Annotated in this window: 15 protein-coding genes; 8 read left to right on the top strand and 7 right to left on the bottom strand. The window is 75.5% G+C overall.

All coding sequences use genetic code 11. The features are described from left to right. Positions 1-650: 650 nt before the first annotated feature. On the bottom strand, positions 651-1,085 hold the full coding sequence (locus D459_RS0129740) for a hypothetical protein (RefSeq protein WP_017596639.1): 435 nt from the start codon (positions 1,083-1,085) through the stop codon (positions 651-653). 446 nt (positions 1,086-1,531) lie between these two features. Here D459_RS0129740 and D459_RS0129735 point away from each other — a divergent pair, with 446 nt between their 5' ends. The 3 genes from D459_RS0129735 to D459_RS0129725 all read left to right on the top strand — a co-directional run bounded on the left by D459_RS0129735 (position 1,532) and on the right by D459_RS0129725 (position 3,731). Next, on the top strand, positions 1,532-2,104 hold the full coding sequence (locus D459_RS0129735; protein WP_017596638.1) for a peptidoglycan-binding domain-containing protein: 573 nt from the start codon (positions 1,532-1,534) through the stop codon (positions 2,102-2,104). Between the two features lie 369 nt (positions 2,105-2,473). Beyond that, positions 2,474-3,034, top strand: coding sequence for a Fur family transcriptional regulator (locus D459_RS34880; protein ID WP_017596637.1), 561 nt, complete (start codon positions 2,474-2,476; stop codon positions 3,032-3,034). Further along, positions 3,003-3,731, top strand: coding sequence for a nuclear transport factor 2 family protein (locus tag D459_RS0129725; RefSeq protein WP_017596636.1), 729 nt, complete (start codon positions 3,003-3,005; stop codon positions 3,729-3,731). The genes D459_RS34880 and D459_RS0129725 overlap by 32 nt, the downstream gene beginning before the upstream one ends. A gap of 33 nt (positions 3,732-3,764) precedes the next feature. Here D459_RS0129725 and D459_RS0129720 read toward each other — a convergent pair whose 3' ends face one another. Continuing rightward, on the bottom strand, positions 3,765-4,604 hold the full coding sequence (locus D459_RS0129720; RefSeq protein WP_017596635.1) for an AraC family transcriptional regulator: 840 nt from the start codon (positions 4,602-4,604) through the stop codon (positions 3,765-3,767). 178 nt (positions 4,605-4,782) lie between these two features. Next, positions 4,783-5,664, bottom strand: a complete 882-nt coding sequence (locus tag D459_RS0129715; protein WP_017596634.1) for a sigma-70 family RNA polymerase sigma factor — start codon at positions 5,662-5,664, stop codon at positions 4,783-4,785. A gap of 106 nt (positions 5,665-5,770) precedes the next feature. Between D459_RS0129715 and D459_RS0129710 the strand changes: the two genes are divergently transcribed. Beyond that, positions 5,771-6,220: a carboxymuconolactone decarboxylase family protein gene (locus D459_RS0129710; RefSeq protein ID WP_017596633.1), complete on the top strand. Its 450-nt coding sequence runs from the start codon at positions 5,771-5,773 to the stop codon at positions 6,218-6,220. Positions 6,221-6,281: 61 nt separating this feature from the next. Here D459_RS0129710 and D459_RS0129705 read toward each other — a convergent pair whose 3' ends face one another. Beyond that, on the bottom strand, positions 6,282-7,076 hold the full coding sequence (locus D459_RS0129705) for a class I SAM-dependent methyltransferase (RefSeq protein WP_017596632.1): 795 nt from the start codon (positions 7,074-7,076) through the stop codon (positions 6,282-6,284). A gap of 88 nt (positions 7,077-7,164) precedes the next feature. On the opposite strand from D459_RS0129705, the gene D459_RS0129700 reads away from it, so the two are divergent. Beyond that, positions 7,165-7,719, top strand: coding sequence for a CGNR zinc finger domain-containing protein (locus D459_RS0129700; RefSeq protein WP_040711702.1), 555 nt, complete (start codon positions 7,165-7,167; stop codon positions 7,717-7,719). 65 nt (positions 7,720-7,784) lie between these two features. On the opposite strand, the gene D459_RS0129695 is transcribed toward D459_RS0129700, so the two are convergent. After that, complete coding sequence (locus D459_RS0129695; RefSeq protein ID WP_017596630.1) at positions 7,785-8,480, bottom strand: type 1 glutamine amidotransferase domain-containing protein; 696 nt, start codon at positions 8,478-8,480, stop codon at positions 7,785-7,787. Positions 8,481-8,701: 221 nt separating this feature from the next. Here D459_RS0129695 and D459_RS0129690 point away from each other — a divergent pair, with 221 nt between their 5' ends. Continuing rightward, on the top strand, positions 8,702-9,652 hold the full coding sequence (locus D459_RS0129690; protein WP_017596629.1) for a LysR family transcriptional regulator: 951 nt from the start codon (positions 8,702-8,704) through the stop codon (positions 9,650-9,652). A 42-nt stretch (positions 9,653-9,694) separates the two neighbouring features. Here D459_RS0129690 and D459_RS33310 read toward each other — a convergent pair whose 3' ends face one another. Then, the gene (locus tag D459_RS33310) at positions 9,695-10,567 is read right to left on the bottom strand and encodes a TetR/AcrR family transcriptional regulator (protein ID WP_017596628.1); all 873 of its coding nucleotides are present in this window, start codon (positions 10,565-10,567) and stop codon (positions 9,695-9,697) included. 293 nt (positions 10,568-10,860) lie between these two features. On the opposite strand from D459_RS33310, the gene D459_RS0129680 reads away from it, so the two are divergent. Continuing rightward, complete coding sequence (locus tag D459_RS0129680) at positions 10,861-12,420, top strand: MFS transporter (protein ID WP_017596627.1); 1,560 nt, start codon at positions 10,861-10,863, stop codon at positions 12,418-12,420. Between the two features lie 132 nt (positions 12,421-12,552). On the opposite strand, the gene D459_RS0129675 is transcribed toward D459_RS0129680, so the two are convergent. Next, entirely contained in the window at positions 12,553-13,263 is a 711-nt protein-coding gene (locus D459_RS0129675) for an SGNH/GDSL hydrolase family protein (RefSeq protein WP_017596626.1), read from the bottom strand. 55 nt (positions 13,264-13,318) lie between these two features. Here D459_RS0129675 and D459_RS0129670 point away from each other — a divergent pair, with 55 nt between their 5' ends. After that, positions 13,319-13,975, top strand: coding sequence for a TetR/AcrR family transcriptional regulator (locus tag D459_RS0129670; protein WP_017596625.1), 657 nt, complete (start codon positions 13,319-13,321; stop codon positions 13,973-13,975). Positions 13,976-14,918: the final 943 nt, after the last annotated feature.

The following is a 14,918-nucleotide window of genomic DNA, read 5'->3' as shown; positions in this document are numbered from 1 at the left end:
GCGCGCACACGATCCGGTTGGTCCTGCTCAGACCGGCCAACAAACCCACATAACGCGCCTGAGGGTTCGAATGGCCCTGATTGGGCCGGTGATCGGGGGTTCGAGCCGCCCGCATGGCCGGAAAGCAGAGTGTCGGAACCCAGCGAGGGGCGGCGCGGAGGCGGGATGCCGCTTTTGTTCCCCCGAGAGGCTCCGTTTGGCCACTCTGGGTAACCGATAAGGGGGTGGTGGAGGCCTCATGGGTTACTACTCGCTGGTAGATGTAATTCGGGGCGCCGTGGGGGTGTGCAGGGCCCGCCCGCGCCGCTGGGGCGCCGCCTCTCCCACTGGGAGCACGCGCCGGGCCGGGCCGGTGAACGTGGTGCCCCGCTCACTCCTGCCCTCGCCGCCTGTCTGAACCCCGGCCCCGTGGGGCGCTGCGCCCGACCGACGCCCGCCCCCCACCGTTGCCGTTGCCGCCTGTTCGAACCTTCGCTCCGTGGGGCGCCGCACTGGACTGACCAGCCGGTCCCCGTCGCCGCCCTCGCTGCCCGCCTTAAGCCCACCCTCGTGGGGTGCCGTGCCCGGGCCGGTCCGGCGGCGGCTGCCCGGGGCCGGTCCGGAAGGCGGCCCCGTCCTCCAGGGAGGGCGGGGCCGCGTGGGGTGCTCCGCTACACCTCGCGGCGGCTCAGCGCGTACAGCGCGGCCGCGGCCACCAGGCCGTAGAGGAGGTGGCCGATGAGGCTCATCCCCGCGGTCTGGTCCATCTGCAGCACCGGCATGCCGAGCATCGCGGGCATCGCGAGCAGGCCGCCGACGACCCACCAGGCCAGGCCGTAGACGGCGCCGGCGGCCAGCACCGTCCAGGCGTGGTCGGCGAAGGCGCCGGCCAGGAGGCCGAAGACCAGGCCGATACCGGCCGAGATGATCAGGTGGACCACGCCGCCGGCCACCGCGTTGTCGGTGCCGATCAGCATGCCCACCATGGGCAGCATGCCGGTCATCGCCATCAGCACACCGAAGACGATGCCCCCGGCGAGGCCGGCCAGCACACCGCGCCAGGCGTGCGTCAGCGCGTGGGAGCGTGCGTGGGCGATCGTGGACATGTCATCCGCCTCCCCGGCTCAGCGCGCCCGCGGGCCGCGGACGCGATCGGAGACCGGCATCCCCGCGGTCCGCACCCCGTCGGCGCCGGCGGACCCGCCGCCGGGAAGGGGCGTGTGGGCGGCGGAGAGGTCGTTCTGCTCCTGGTATTCCCGTTTCCGCAGCCGGCGGCACCTCCCCGGGGCGTTTCCCGGGACGGCCCGGCGCGCCGCTCGGGGGCGGGGCCGCGGAGGCCGCCCGGGCCGCGGAGCATCGGGGCGGACTCCCGCGGCCGGACCCCCGACGCGCACCCGCGTACCCGGGTTCACCTGCGGAAAGCAAAGTGATCAAGGTATGTCCCAGGCGCTGTATTCACCCTCTGAGGTTGAACGGGAGGGCCGGGGCGGACGTCTCCTTCAATGTCCGCGCGATGAGGATCGCGGCGAGGGACCGAGCGGGAGGACGGGACATGGGAACGAAGATCGACCGGGCGGTGGCGGTACTGGCCTCGGGCGCGCTGGCGCTCGCGGCGGGGATGGCGGGGGCCCCGGCGGCGCTGGCCGACGGGCCGGACACCCCACCGCAGGTGCTCGCCGAGATCGAGGCGCTGGAGTGGCCGGAGTACTCCTTCGGCGACACCGACACCGACGTCGCGGTGGCCGGCTACCTCCTCCGGCACCTCGGCCACTTCACCGGCGAGCCGCGCGACCACTTCACCACCTACACCGAGGACGCGGTCACCGCCTTCCAGGAGGAGGCCGACCTGCACGTGACCGGCACCCTGAACCAGGAGACCTGGACCGCGCTGCGCGGCGCGGTGTTCGGCGAGTGGGGCCGGGGCCTGCCGAACGACAGCGGGGACCCGGTCCGCGCGATCCAGTACTCCCTCGCCGTCGACTACGGCAAGGACGTGGTGGTGGACGGCGTCTACGGCGCCGGGACCGAGACCGCGGTCAAGGAGGTCCAGCGGGAGTTCGGCATCGACGACGACGGGATCGTCGGCAAGATCACCCTCCGCGCAATGGTCTGCGGCGGGGTGTGACCGCGGCGCGGCGGGCGCCCTGACCCCTCGCCCGCCCCCTCCTCCCCGGCGGGCTCCCCGCCGGGGAGGTGCGGCGCCCCCGCCCGGGTCTCCCGGCGAAGCCCTTCCCGCCCGCGCCGCGCGGGCGGGAAGGGCTCGGGCCGCGACTCCGCTCGGCGGAGGGCGCGGCCCCTTTTCCGTTTCCACGGGCATCCACGGGCCTCCCGGGGCGGGCGGGACGGCCCCCGCCGCCGCGGGGGCGGTGGAAATCACCGTACGGGTATGATAATCGTTGTCACTCTGTCCGCCGGGCCCGGAAGGCGGGCGGCACCCGGCCGCGCTCGCCCGGGCGCGAGGGCCGGGCCGCGGGCGGAACGGGCGGAGGAGCGGGTGGCCAGATACGACGACGCGGTTCTGCGGGCGCTCGGCCGCGAGCCGCACTTCCGCAGCGCGCAGCAGGTCCACGGGCTGCTCGGCGGCGCCCCGGCGGGCGGCGTCCGGGGCCCGAGCCTGTCCACGGTCTACCGGGCGCTCCGCCGGCTGGCGGCGGAGGGGGTGCTGGACACGGTCCACTCCTCCGACGGGGAGCTGCTGTACCGGCTGTGCGGCGGGGCCGCCCACCACCACCTGCTCTGCCGGCTCTGCGGGCAGGTGGAGGAGGTCCCCGAACCGGACGAGCTGACCGCCCTGGCCGAGCGGATCGGCGCGGCCGGCGGCTATCGCTCGCTCCGCTACTCCTTCGAGCTCTCCGGGATCTGCGCCGGCTGCGCGGCGGAACCGGACCGGCCCCCGCCGGGCACCGGGCGGAGAAGAAGAGATGACCGGAGTTTGAGGTGCGCCGGCGCGCCGCGGGCGGAATCTGGAGACGGACCCCAGGCGACCGGGCCGCGGGGCGGAGAGGAGAGAGAAGGGGAGCGGGATGGCGCTTCAGGAGGCTCAGCCCTTCGATGACGAGCTGCTCCGGCACGCCATCGAGGACGGGGACGTCGACGCGATGCTCGGCCAGTTCACCGAGGACGCCGACCTGGAGATGATCGACCGGAGGACCCCGCCCAGCGCGCCGATGACCCTGCACGGGCGGCAGGCCATCGGGGAGATGCTGCGCGACGTGTACTCCCGGCCGATGACCCACCGGCTCGACCGGTGCGTCGTCCAGGGCGACCACGTCGCCTACGAGGAGACCTGCACCTACCCGGACGGGACCAAGGTGACCTCCATGTCCATGCTGGAGCTGAGCGGCGGGCGGATCGCGCGCCAGATCAGCGTCCAGGCCTGGGACGAGGGCATCACCGAGGCGGAGGTGGCCGACTTCGCCGACCCGGAGGAGGTGCGCCGGATCGACCTGGGCCGGGTGGAGGTCCTGCACGTCGGCGGCGGGGAGCTCGGCCGGGCCGTCTTCGAGCCGGGCTGGCGCTGGTCGACCAGCGTCAAGCCGGTCGCGGGGACCGAGCTGTGCATGTTCCCCCACTTCGGCTACGTCGAGTCCGGGGCGCTGCGGATCCGGATGGCCGACGGCACCGAGTTCGACGCCAAGGCCGGCCAGGTGGCGCGGATCCCGCCGGGGCACGACGCCTGGGTGCTCGGCGACGAGCCGGTCGTCCTCGTCGACTGGCAGGACGCCCCCGGCTACGCACAGCCCTCGGAGTGAGAGGCGGAACGGCGGACCGGCCCGGCGGGGTGCTCAGCCGCGCCGGGCCGGTCCGTGTACGCCGCGCCGGAACGCCCCCGGCGTCACCCCGGTCCTCCGCTTGAAGTGCCGGGTCAGGTGCGCCTGGTCGGCGAAGCCCAGCAGGGCCGCGGCCTCGGCGGGCGGCACGCCGTCGGCGAGCAGCCTGCGGGCGCGCCGCACCCGCAGGTCGTTGAGGTAGGCGTGCGGCGGCAGCCCCAGGCTCCGCTGGAACGCCCGCACGAGGGAGAACGGGGAGGCGTCCACGGCGGCCGCCAGCTCCTCCAGCGGGGGCGGGTCGGCCAGCCGCTCCCGCAGGATCTCCCGGGCCCGGTCGACCGAGCGGTGCGGCGCGGGCGTCGGCGCGCCGCCGGGCCGCCCCAGGGCGTGCCCGGCGAGCAGCAGGTGCAGCGCCCGCCGGGTGAGCGAGGAGGCGCTGAGCCGGTCGCCGCGCTCGGCGGCGCGGTGCGCGGCGCGCAGCGCCTCCGCGGTCCCGGGGTCGTGCGCGGAGGAGGAGGCGAACGCCGGCGCGGCGGCCATGCCCAGGTCGGCCGCTGCCGCGGAGACCACCTCTTCGTCGATGTAGAGCACCCGGTACCGCCAGCCCTCCGGGGCACCGGAGTGCCCGGTGTGCACCACGCCCGGCTCGACCAGGGCGATCCCGTCCGGCCCCACCCGGTGCGTGCTGCCCCGGTAGTCGTAGACCTCCAGCCCGGAGTCGATCACGGCGAGGGTGTAGGCGTCGTGGGAGTGCCGGGTGAAGGCGTGCCGGACGAAGTGCGCCTGGAGCAGCTCGACCCCGGGAAGCCCCGGGTGGCGCCAGCACCGCGCGACGTCCGGGGCGGTCGTACTCATGCCTCCACCCTAGTGTCCTGGGCCGTTGCTCCGGTGGCGAGGCGGACGGGGCCGCTTCCCCGCCGATCCCGGCGCCGCCGGCTCGAAGCCGGTCGAGGCGGCGGCGCCGGGATCGATGCGGAGGGCGGGCGTCCCGCCGCCTCCGCTCCCCGGTCCGGCCGGACCGGGGAGCACGGCCTCAGCCGGTGAAGTCGGACAGGTCGATCCGGGCCAGGTGCTCGGGGTCGGCGATGATGTCCAGCTCGGCGATCCGCCCGTCGACGATGGTGAAGCCGAGCACCGCCCGGGGCCGGCCGTCCACCAGGTCCACCAGCCCGGCGGCCCCGTTGACCAGCGCCGGCCGGGCGTCGTGCGTCCGGGTGAACCGGTGGAAGGCCATCGCCTGCCCGGCGACCCTCCGGGCGCCGCGTATCGTCCGGACCGGCCCGGGGCCGCTCTCCGCGCGCAGCACCATGTCCGGGTCGAGCACGGCGAGCAGCCCCTCCAGATCGCCGCTGCCGGCGGCGGCCAGGAACGCGTCCACCACCCGGCGCTGCGCGGCGAGGCCCGAGTCGGGGGCGGGGGCGGCCCCGCGCACCCGGCGCCGCCCCCGGCTGGCCAGCTGCCGGGCCGCGGCCGGCGACCGGTCCAGGATCGGCGCGATCTCGTCGAAGGGCAGCCCGAACAGGTCGTGCAGCACGAACGCCAGCCGCTCGGCGGGGGAGAGCGACTCCAGGACCACCAGCAGCGCCAGCCCGACCGCGTCGGCGGCCAGCGCCTGCTCCTCGGGGCCGGCGGAGTCGTCGCGGAGGACCACCGGGTCGGGCAGCCGGTCCTCCAGCGGCTCCTCGCGCCGGGACGCCCGGCTGCGCAGCATGTCCAGGCAGACCCGGCTGACCACGGTGGTCAGCCAGCCGCCCAGGTTGCCGATGTCCTCTCCGTCGGCGCGGGCCAGCCGCAGCCACGCCTCCTGCACCGCGTCCTCGGCCTCGGCGAGCGAGCCGAGCATCCGGTAGGCCACCGACTTCAGCCGGGGCCGGTGCTCTTCGAACCTGCCGGCGAGGAAATCCCCGTCGTTCACTGTCACATCCCATCTTCGGTCTCCGTCATGGGGGTGACGGAGCAGGCGCGGCCGATGTGACGGGCCGCCTCCGAGACCCTGTTTGGAGAGAACCATGGAAGCACGGATGGCGAACCCCGCGGAGCTGCTGCCGGGGGCGGCCGACGGCGTCGCGGCCCTGGTGAAGGCGGTGTCCAGGGGCGGCGTCCCCAAGGCCACGCTGGAACTGGTCCATCTGCGGGCCAGCCAGATCAACGGTTGCAGCGCCTGCATCCACCAGGGCGTGGCGGCGGCGAAGAAGGCGGGCGAGACCGACGAGCGGCTGGGCCTGGTGGCGGCCTGGCGCGAGGCGCCGTTCTTCTCCGACGCCGAGCGGGCCGCACTCGCGTTGACCGAGGCGGTGACCCGGGTGGCCGACCGCTCCGGCGACGCGGTCTCCGACGAGGTCTGGGAGGCCGCCGCCGAGCACTTCGACGACGAGCAGCTCGCCGCCCTCACCCTGATGATCGCCCTCACCAACATGTTCAACAGGATCAACGCCGCCATCAGGGAGCCGGCCGGCCGCACCTGGGGGTGACCCCGGCCCGGGCGGCCGCTCCGCCGGGGCCGGGGGAGGGCGGCCCTTCCCCGGTGGGCGGTCAGCGGACCGCGACCACCAGGTGGTCGTCGCCGGCCTGCCAGAGGGTGCCGGCGGAGCGGTAGCCCGCCGCGCGGAGGAGGCCGGCGTGCTCGTCGGCGGTGAGCAGGTTGCTGCCGTGGTGGTGCTCGGCGCCGCCGGTGGAGTCCGCCTCGGGGAGCGGCCGCGCGCTCGCGCGCAGCGGGGCCAGCCGCTCGTCGGCGAGGGCCGCCTCCCACCAGGGCCCCCACTCCTCGCGGCCGGTGGTGCCGGCCCGCTCGGCGCGGCCGGCGCCGACCGCGTCCGCCAGGCCGTTCAACCGGTCGTCGGCGAGCGGCATGTGGTCGGCGTCGGCGAAGATCCCGCCGGGGGCGGTGCGCGCCCCCAGGGTCCGGTACAGCTGGGCGAGGGAGGCCCGGGACATCCAGTGCAGCGCGGTGGAGGAGACCGCGGCGTGGATCGTCTCCGGCAGGGCCTCGGCCCAGGCCGGGTCGGCCAGGTCGGCCCGGACCCAGGCGGCGGCCGTCCCGTAGTGCGCCCGGGCCAGCCCGAGCAGCAGGGGGTCGGCGTCCACGCCGATGAACGAGGCGCCGGGCAGGCGCCGGGCCAGCCGCGCGGTCAGCGACCCCGGGCCGCAGCCCAGGTCGACGATGACCGGGTCCGCCACGCCGGCCAGCGCGCCGGCCACCGCGTCGGCCAGCACGGCGAACCGCTCCTCCCGCTGCGGGACGTACCCCTCCTGCTGGGCGTCCCAGCGCTCCACCCACTCCGCGGCCACGTCGGAGGGGATTCCCGCGGTACCGGTCGATGCCGTCATGCCACTCTCCATAACCGTCGATAAGCTTTTGGGCAGTGACGAAATTACGGCCTGAAGGGTGACTGGTCAAGTGCAATTCGACAGTCACATGAGTGACGTTGTGGAGACGACCGTCCGGCTGGTCAACCTCTTGACACCGGGGGAGCGCCGCGGGCGGGAGTACGCCGGAGAGCCGACCGCGCAGGAGATCGCCGCGGTCCTGGCCCTCGCCGGGAGCCAGTACGCCGAGCACCTCCCCGACGGGGCCGAGACCGCCGAGCTGCGCGCCGTCACCGGCCGGCTGTACGCGGTCTTCGCGGCGGTGGACGCCGGCGACCTGGACCGGGCCTGCGCCACCGCCAACGAGGTGATGGCCGGCACCCGAGCGGTCCCGGTGCTCTCCCGGCACGGGAGCGAGCCCTGGCACCTGCACTTCCACGCCCCGGACGCGCCCTGGGCCCTGAGCTGGGGCGCGGCGATGTCCACCTCGCTGGCCACGGTCCTCGGCAACGCGGCCGCCGAGCGGCTGGGCGTCTGCTCGGCCGGCCGGTGCGACCGGGTCTTCGCCGACACCTCGCGCAACGGCACCAAGAGGTTCTGCTCCACCGCCTGCCAGAACCGGGCCAAGGCGGCGGCCTTCCGCGCCCGGAGGCGGGAGGGGTGAGGCGGGAGGGGCGGCGGCCGGGGGAGCGCACCGGCCCCGCCCCTCCCGGGCGCGGGCGGCCCGGGTCAGCCCAGCAGCTTCAGCAGCTCGGCGGCGAGTGGCGCGGAGGAGGCCGGGTTCTGCCCGGTGACCAGGTTGCGGTCGACCACCACGTGCGGCGCCCAGGGGTCGCCCTCCCGGAAGTCCGCGCCGGCGCCGGTGAGCCGGTCCTGGAGCAGCCACTTCGCCCGGTCTGCCAGCCCCGCCTGGGCCTCCTCGGCGTTGCTGAACCCGGTCAGCCGGTAGCCGGCGAAGGCGTTGGAGCCGTCCGGGCGGACCGCGGCGAGCAGCGCCGCCGGCCCGTGGCAGACCACGCCGAGCGGAAGCCCCGACTCCAGGGCGCGGACGAGCAGGGCGCCGGAGTCCGCGTCGACCGCCAGGTCCTCCATCGGCCCGTGCCCGCCGGGATAGAACACCGCGTCGTAGTCGGCGGGGTCGATCTCCTCCAGCCGGAGCGGGGCTCGCAGCCCGGCGATCGAATCGAGCGCGGCCGCGACCTCCTCGGCCCGCTCCCGGCCGCCGTTGGCCTCGGGGGCCAGGCTGGCCCGGTCCACGGGAGGGGCGGCCCCGCCCGGCGTGGCGATGTCCACCTCGTGGCCGGCCCCGGTGAAGGCCCGGTAGGGGGCGACCAGCTCCTCGGCCCAGAAGCCGGTGGGGTGCGGGGTCCCGTCGGCCAGGGTCCAGTGGTCGGCGCCGGTCAGCACGGCGAGGATCTTCGACATGGTGTGCGTCTCCAATGCTGCGGGCCCGTGCGGGCCCCGTGGGCGGGTCCGGCCGCCGGGCGTTCGGGCCTTCCGGCCCGCCCGGAGCGCCGGTGCGGCGATGCCGCCGACGGTAGGCCCTCCGGCCACCGGTTCTCCAATGACCGGGCCGATGGCCGCCATCGGTCCTCCGATGGGCGCGGACGGGGCCGGGGCATCGGGCGGCCGATAGGGTCGGTGCGGTGAGCGATGGGGAGACCGATGATCCGGCGGCGCCGCCCGCCCCGGCGGGCGCGGCCCGGCCGGCCGACCTGAACCTGCTCCGGACGTTCCTGGCGGTCTACCGGTCCGGGTCCTTCACCGCCGCCGCGCAGCTGCTCGGCCTGTCGCAGCCGACGGTGACCGCGCAGATCCGCGCGCTGGAGCGGCGCTCGGGGCGCGACCTGTTCGAGCGGCTGCCTCGCGGCGCGGCGCCGACCCCGGTCGCCGACGAGCTGGCGGCGCGGGTCGCCGCGCCCCTGGACGAGCTGGCGGCGGCCGCGGCGCCGGGGGAGGGCGGGGCCGGCTCCGCCCCGGTGCACCTGGCCGGCCCGGCCGAGCTGCTGTGCACCCGGGCGATGCCGGCGCTGGCCCCGCTGGCGGCCGAGGGGGTGCGGCTGCGGGTGGCGACCGGCCTGACCGGCCCGCTGCTGGAGGAGCTGCGCGCGGGCCGGCACGACCTGGTCATCGCGACGGTCCGCCCGCGCGGGCGGAGCCTGGTCGCGGTCCCGCTGATGGACGAGGAGTTCGTGCTGGTCGCCGCCCCCTCGTGGGCGGAGCGGGCGGCGGACCGGGCGGCCGCGGAGGGGCCGTCGGCGCTGCGCGGCGTGCCGCTGGTCGCCTACGCCGAGGACCTGCCGATCGTGCGGCGCTACTGGCGGCACGTGTTCGGCGGGCGGCTGTCCTGGCGCGCCGCGCTCACCCTGCCCGACCTGCGCGGGGTGCTCTCCGCGGTGGTCGCGGGCGCCGGGTTCAGCGTGCTGCCGCGCTACCTGTGCCGGGAGGCGCTGGACTCCGGGGCCCTGGTCGCGCTGCGCGAACCGGACGACCCGCCGTTCAACACCTGCTACCTGGTCCGCAGGCCCGGGCCGCCGAGCGGCCCCGACGTCGACCGGGTGCACGACCTGCTGCTCCGGGAGGCCCGCGGCTGGTGAGCCGGGGCCGGCGCGGCCGCCGCCCGCGCCGTGCCCGGGGGCTCAGCCCGGCTCCTCCCCGGCGGCGGTCCGGGCGCGGTCCCCGGCCCCCTCCAGGAAGAGGGCGAGGCCGTCGAGGTGGCGCTGGAGGCTGAACTCGAAGACCTCCTCCAGGTCGGTCAGGGAGTCGACGTCGTCGCGGAGCGCGGCGTGCCGGGGGAACCGGTCGGGCCCCAGCTTCTCCAGCACGGCCGGGACGCGGACCGCCCGCCACCGGGCCAGGGAGGCGCCGCCGTCGCGCCGCTCCGCGGTGATCTCGCTGACCCGCAGCAGCGCCAGCCCCTGGACCAGGCCGCTGATGCTCAGGTAGACCCGGTGCGCGGTGACCGTGTCCAGGCCGAGGCCGTCCAGCGCCTGCAGCCCGCGCTCGACCCCGGAGAGCACGCCGGGCACCAGCGGCGGCTGTACGGAGGCGAGCACCTCCAGCACCCACGGGTGGGTCGAGTACAGCGACCACTCCCAGCGGGCGGAGGCCTCCAGCCCGCTCCGCCAGTCCCCGCCGCCGTCCGCCTCGCCGCCTTCGCCGAAGACCGCCTCCACCATCAGGTCGATCAGCTCGTCCTTGCCGTCGATGTGGTGGTAGAGGGACATCACCTGCACGCCGAGCGCCTGGGCGACGTGCCGCATGGACATGGTGTCCAGGCCCTCGGAGTCGGCGATCCGGACGGCGGCGCGGACGATTCGGTCGCGGGAGAGGCCGCCGGCGCGCGGCCGCTCCGCGCCGGGGGCCGGGGCGGGCTCCCGCCGCTCTTCGGCGGGCCCGGCGGCCGCGTCCGCGCCGTGCTCGTCGCGGTCGCGGGCGGCGGCGCGCGCCCGGTAGGCGCGGGCCTGGCAGGAGCGCGAGCAGTACCGGGGCCTGCGGCCGCGGGCGGGCACCGCGAGTTCCTTTCCGCATTGCACGCAGGTCGGCATGGGCGGCCCCTTTTCATCACGCTCGCTTTTTCGTGACGAAATGCTATCACGACTTTATCTGTGACGAAAAGGGATGGTCTCGCGTGATGAAAACATGACCCGTCCTCGCTCTCTGCGACTCGACCGGTTGTCTACTGGGAACTCTGCTCATTTCAGCGTCGGGTAGCAGGGGCGCCGCCGTGTGATTGCTAAATCGTCACGGTAACCGTATCTTGTACAGCAACTCGCACATACGCTGTACGGGAGGATGTGTTCTCATGAAATCCACCGAAAGCGCCGCGCGGCCGGGCGGACGGGAGTGGGCCGGCCTGGCGGTGCTGATGCTGCCGGTCCTGCTCATCTCGGTGACGGTCACCGTGCTCTTCTTCGCGCTTCCCTCGCTCACCGCCGAACTGGAGCCCAGCGGCGCCCAGCAGCTGTGGATCGTCGACATCTACGCCTTCCTCCTCGCCGGGCTGCTGATCCCGATGGGCAACCTGGGCGACCGGATCGGGCGCAGGCGGCTGCTGCTGCTCGGCGCCGCCGCCTTCGGGGCCACCTCCGCGGTCGCGGCCTACGCGCCGACGGCCGAGCTGCTCATCGCCGCCCGCGCGCTGCAGGGCGCCGCGGCCGCCACGCTGATGCCGCCCACGCTGGCCCTGATCCGGGTGATGTTCACCGAGCCGCGCCGGCTGCAGACGGCCATCGCGGTGTGGGCCTCGGTGTTCACCCTGGGCAGCGTGGTCGGCCCGATCATCGGCGGGTGGATGCTGGAGCACTTCTGGTGGGGCGCGGTCTTCCTGATCAACGTCCCGGTCATGGCGGTGCTGCTGGTCCTCGGGCCGATCCTGCTGCCCGAGTACCGGGACCCGTCCCCCGGCCGGTTCGACCTGGTCAGCGCGGCCTGGGTGCTGCTCGCCGCGCTCCCGGCCGTGTACGCGGTGAAGAAGGCCGCAGAGCAGGACTACGGGCCGCAGACCCTGGCCGCGGCCCTGGTCGGCGTGCTCTTCGCGGTGCTGTTCACCCGCCGGCAGCGGCGGCTCGCCACCCCGATGCTGGACCTGGGGCTGTTCCGGTCCAAGGCCTTCGGCGTCTCCCTGATCACCGCGGCCATCGCGGTGTTCGCCCTGGTCGGGACGTTCTACTTCATCACGCAGTACCTGATGTCGGTGCTGGAGATGCGGCCGCTGACGGCCGGGCTGATGACGCTGCCCACCGCGGTCAGCTCGGTGGCCGGGTCGCTGCTGGGCGCGGCCGCCACCCGCTGGTTCCGCCCCGGGTACGTGATCGGCTCCGGCATGCTCCTCGGCGCCGCCGGGTTCGTGCTGGTCGCCCGGCTGGGAACGGCCGCGGACCTGCCGCTGCTCTTCGCCGGGCTGCTCCTGCTGGGCTGGGGCATCGGCTCGGTGCAGGCGCTCGCCTCGAACACGGTGGTCTCCTCCGCGCCGCCGGAGAAGGCCGGCTCCGCCTCGGGGCTGTTCGAGTCGGCCACCGAGTTCGGGCAGGCGCTGGGCGCCGCGGTGCTGGGCAGCATCGGCGTGGCGGTGTTCCGCTCCGCCCTGGCCGACGGGATGCCGGCCGGGCTGCCCGCGGAGCAGGGGGCCGCCGCGAGTGAGACGCTGGGCGGGGCCCTGGCCGTCGCCGGGGAGCTGGCCGGCGGCACCGGCGCGGCGCTGGCGGAGGCGGCGCGCTCCGCCTACGTGGCCGGCATGCAGACCGCGGCCTGGTCCGGCGCGGTGATCATGCTGGTCATGGGGGTGCTGGCGTTCATCAACCTGCGCCGGGTGCGGGTCGGCGAGGAGGCGCCCCCCGAGCCCGCCGCGGACGCGGCGCGCTGAGCGCCGGAGCCGGCGCACCGGAGACCGCGGGTTCTTCGCCGGGACGGACGGCGAAGAACCCGCTATGCCGCCTCTCCCCTCCTGGGAGCGAGGTAATCCCGGAGCCGCCCCCGGGGATCGGCGCCCTTCCGGTCAGCCGGCCTCCTCCGCCGAGGAGGAGCGCGGCGCGGCCTCCGGCGGCAGTGCGGCCGCGAGCGCCCGGACCACCTCCGCGGCCAGCAGGGCCTGGCCGGGCACGGCGAAGTGGATCCGGTCCTCGCTCAGCAGGTCCGGGCGGGAGTTGGCCGGGTGGTCCCACATGTCGACGAGGACCGCACCGTAGGCGTCGGCCAGCTCCCGGACGATGGCGTTGAGCCGCTGTACCCGCTCCGCCCAGTCCGGGAAGCCCGGCACGGTGAAGGCCCTGCCCAGGGTGAACACCGAGAGCCGCGCGCCGCTCTCGGCGGCCAGGGCGAACATCCGGTGCATCCCCCGCCACACCTCGGCGAAGTCGGGCTCCCGGCGGAACAGGTCGTTGGCGCCGCTGGGCAGGTGGAGCAGGTCCGGGCGGAAGGCCAGGGCCGGCGCCATCTGCTCGGCGACGGTGTCGGCGGTCGTGGCGCCGATCCGGCCGGTGTTCAGGTAGGCCGCCCCGGGGCGGGCGCGGCGCAGCGCGCCGGCGACGCGGTCGGCCCAGCCCAGGGTGGTGTAGCCCGGCCGGGAGTCGCCGGTCCCGGCGGAGAGGCTGTCGCCGATCACCGCGAAGCGGCGCCAGGGGGCGCCGGCGAGCAGCTCCGCGGCGCGCGCCGGGGGGAGGCAGAAGGGGTCGGACTCTTCGGTGAGAGGGGTGTTCGGAGTCGCCATGAAGTAAACGTACGACCGTTCGTGCTTTTTGGGTAGGGCATGGCATGATCGGGCCATGAGTGAACCGGACCTCCGGCGGCCCGGCCCCGACCCGGCCCCGTCCACCGGCGGCGCGCAGCCGACCGACCGTCGCCTGCTGCGCGGCGCCCGCGCCAGGCGGACCATCGCCCGGCACGCCGCCGACGTCGCCTCGCTGGACGGGCTCACCGGCCTCAGCATCGGCCGCCTCGCCGCCGACCTCGGGCTCAGCAAGAGCGGTGTGGCGACCCTGTTCGGATCGAAGGAGCGGCTGCAGCTCGCCGCGGCGGACGCGGCGCGTGAGGCGTTCATCGGCGCGGTGGCGCGCCCCGCCGCCGAGGCTCCGCCCGGCGCCGCCCGGCTGCGGGCGCTGACCGAGCGGTGGATCTCCTACGCCGAGGCGCCGCTCTTCCCCGGCGGCTGCTTCTGGGCGGCCAACCTCCCCGAGTTCGACAGCCGGCCGGGCCCGGTCCGCGACGCGCTCCTCGACCACCGCCGGGAGTGGCTCGCCCTGCTCACCCGTGAACTGCGCCGCGCCGCCGAGGACGGCGCGGCGGCCTTCCGCGACGCCGACCTCGCCGCGTTCCAGATCGACGCGGTGCTGACCGCCGCCAACACCGCCCTGCGGCTGGGCGACGCCACCGCCCCGGACAAGGCCCGCCGCACCGTCGAGGACCTCCTCGCCCCCGCCTGAGATCGTTGCCGGGAGAAACCCGCCCCAGGAGGATGATCTTGACGCTGCGGCCCTGTCAGAGCCTGTCAGAGCGCGGTGGTTTCCAGTTCCTGTTGCAACACCGCACACCAGAGCACAGAAGGGGACCGGCCGGTCGGCCGGGCGCGGCGCCCCGCAGAGCGAAGGTCCAAACAGGCGGCGAGGGCGGCGGTGGGAACCGGCCGGTCGGTCCGGTGCGGCGCCCCACGGGGCCAAGGCTCAGACGGGCAGCGACGGCGGGGAGGGGGACCGGCTGGTCGGTCGGGCGCGGCGTCTCGCGGTGCGGGGTTCAAGCGGGCCGGGCGACGGGGTCGCCGCGCTCGCGTCGCCCCGGGTGTCGTGGCCGGCCGCCCTTGAAACCGCCGCCTCTCCCTGACCTAGGTGAATACGCAGGGTGATGGTGGGGTGGGGTGCCCTGCGCACCGCGAGAGCACCCCGGTGACGTCGCGGTGCGCATCCCGGCCCGGATCCGGCCCCGGCAGGCCCGAATCGCCCTGACCGGGCCGGCAATGAGGGGTTGGAGCCGCCTGGAAGGCCGCAAAGCAGGGGGTCGGAACCCGGGCAGGGGCACCACGGGGGCGGGATGTCGCTTTTGTTCTCCCAGGAGGGCCCGCCTTGGCCACTCTGGGTAACCAAGGAGGGGGCAATGGGGGCTTCGGGGCTTACTACTCGCTGGTAGATGTAATCGGGGTGCCGCCGAGGTGCGCAGGGCGCCCCCGCCCTCGCCCACCCTCCGCCGCGAACCGGGCATATAGGGATAAGGCCACCCTGGTGGGCGTGGGCGGGCCCGCCCGCACCGCCGGGGCGCGCCTTCCCCGGCCTCTCCTCGATGATCTTGACGTTGCGGCCCTATCAAGCCGCGCTTGAGTTCTAGCGGTCGTCGCAACACCCCGGACCGGGGAATGCGATGGACTTCAAGATCCGA

It is taken from the genome of Nocardiopsis potens DSM 45234 (genome assembly GCF_000341105.1).
Taxonomy (GTDB): domain Bacteria; phylum Actinomycetota; class Actinomycetes; order Streptosporangiales; family Streptosporangiaceae; genus Nocardiopsis_A; species Nocardiopsis_A potens.
The sequence above is the reverse complement of the archived record's forward strand: the minus strand, read 5'-3'. Positions and strand labels throughout refer to the sequence as shown.

Bases quoted from the DNA above. Each gene is read 5' to 3' on its own strand.
- D459_RS0129740 (WP_017596639.1), bottom strand. From the start codon at position 1,085: ATGTCCACGATCGCCCACGCACGCTCCCACGCGCTGACGCACGCCTGG.
- D459_RS0129735 (WP_017596638.1), top strand. From the start codon at position 1,532: ATGGGAACGAAGATCGACCGGGCGGTGGCGGTACTGGCCTCGGGCGCG.
- D459_RS0129725 (WP_017596636.1), top strand. From the start codon at position 3,003: ATGGCGCTTCAGGAGGCTCAGCCCTTCGATGACGAGCTGCTCCGGCAC.
- D459_RS0129720 (WP_017596635.1), bottom strand. From the start codon at position 4,604: ATGAGTACGACCGCCCCGGACGTCGCGCGGTGCTGGCGCCACCCGGGG.
- D459_RS0129710 (WP_017596633.1), top strand. From the start codon at position 5,771: ATGGCGAACCCCGCGGAGCTGCTGCCGGGGGCGGCCGACGGCGTCGCG.
- D459_RS0129705 (WP_017596632.1), bottom strand. From the start codon at position 7,076: ATGACGGCATCGACCGGTACCGCGGGAATCCCCTCCGACGTGGCCGCG.
- D459_RS0129700 (WP_040711702.1), top strand. From the start codon at position 7,165: ATGAGTGACGTTGTGGAGACGACCGTCCGGCTGGTCAACCTCTTGACA.
- D459_RS0129695 (WP_017596630.1), bottom strand. From the start codon at position 8,480: ATGTCGAAGATCCTCGCCGTGCTGACCGGCGCCGACCACTGGACCCTG.
- D459_RS0129680 (WP_017596627.1), top strand. From the start codon at position 10,861: ATGAAATCCACCGAAAGCGCCGCGCGGCCGGGCGGACGGGAGTGGGCC.
- D459_RS0129675 (WP_017596626.1), bottom strand. From the start codon at position 13,263: ATGGCGACTCCGAACACCCCTCTCACCGAAGAGTCCGACCCCTTCTGC.
- D459_RS0129670 (WP_017596625.1), top strand. From the start codon at position 13,319: ATGAGTGAACCGGACCTCCGGCGGCCCGGCCCCGACCCGGCCCCGTCC.